Annotated in this window: 7 tRNA genes; all 7 read right to left on the bottom strand. The window is 51.7% G+C overall.

Features of this window, described 5'->3' with window-relative positions:
• Window position 1: 1 nt before the first annotated feature.
• The 7 genes from HMPREF2810_RS02900 to HMPREF2810_RS02870 all read right to left on the bottom strand — a co-directional run bounded on the left by HMPREF2810_RS02900 (window position 2) and on the right by HMPREF2810_RS02870 (window position 598).
• Window positions 2-75 (bottom strand) — tRNA-Arg (locus tag HMPREF2810_RS02900).
• A 14-nt stretch (window positions 76-89) separates the two neighbouring features.
• Window positions 90-175, bottom strand: a tRNA-Leu gene (locus HMPREF2810_RS02895).
• Between the two features lie 15 nt (window positions 176-190).
• Window positions 191-262, bottom strand: a tRNA-Gly gene (locus tag HMPREF2810_RS02890).
• A gap of 4 nt (window positions 263-266) precedes the next feature.
• A tRNA-Thr gene (locus tag HMPREF2810_RS02885) sits at window positions 267-342 on the bottom strand.
• A gap of 6 nt (window positions 343-348) precedes the next feature.
• Window positions 349-430 (bottom strand) — tRNA-Leu (locus tag HMPREF2810_RS02880).
• A gap of 16 nt (window positions 431-446) precedes the next feature.
• Window positions 447-519, bottom strand: a tRNA-Lys gene (locus HMPREF2810_RS02875).
• A 6-nt stretch (window positions 520-525) separates the two neighbouring features.
• A tRNA-Val gene (locus HMPREF2810_RS02870) sits at window positions 526-598 on the bottom strand.
• Window positions 599-644: the final 46 nt, after the last annotated feature.

Raw genomic sequence — 644 nt, 5'->3', positions numbered from 1 at the left:
ATGCACCCAAAGGGAGTCGAACCCCTAACCTTTTGATTCGTAGTCAAACACTCTATCCAGTTGAGCTATGGGTGCTAAATATAAAACAATGCCGAGGACCGGAATCGAACCGGTACGGTGATCACTCACCGCAGGATTTTAAGTCCTGTGCGTCTGCCAGTTCCGCCACCCCGGCGTAATGAATTGGCTAAGCGGAAAACGGGGTTCGAACCCGCGACCCCCACCTTGGCAAGGTGGTGCTCTACCACTGAGCTATTTCCGCAAAATGGTGCCGGCTAAAGGACTTGAACCCTCGACCCTCTGATTACAAATCAGATGCTCTACCAACTGAGCTAAGCCGGCTAAATATGCGGGTGAAGGGACTTGAACCCCCACGCCTTGCGGCGCTAGATCCTAAATCTAGTGCGTCTGCCAATTCCGCCACACCCGCAAATGAAATATGAATATGAGCCGTACAGGGCTCGAACCTGTGACCCTCTGATTAAAAGTCAGATGCTCTACCAACTGAGCTAACGGCTCAAAAAATGGAGGTTAACGGGATCGAACCGCTGACCCCCTGCTTGTAAGGCAGGTGCTCTCCCAGCTGAGCTAAACCTCCAAAAACAACAATTCGCGTGGCGACGTCCTACTCTCACAAAGGGAAA

Source organism: Enterococcus sp. HMSC078F03 (assembly GCF_001811595.1).
GTDB lineage: Bacteria > Bacillota > Bacilli > Lactobacillales > Enterococcaceae > Enterococcus > Enterococcus faecalis.
This window is presented reverse-complemented; position numbering and strand designations above follow the sequence as displayed.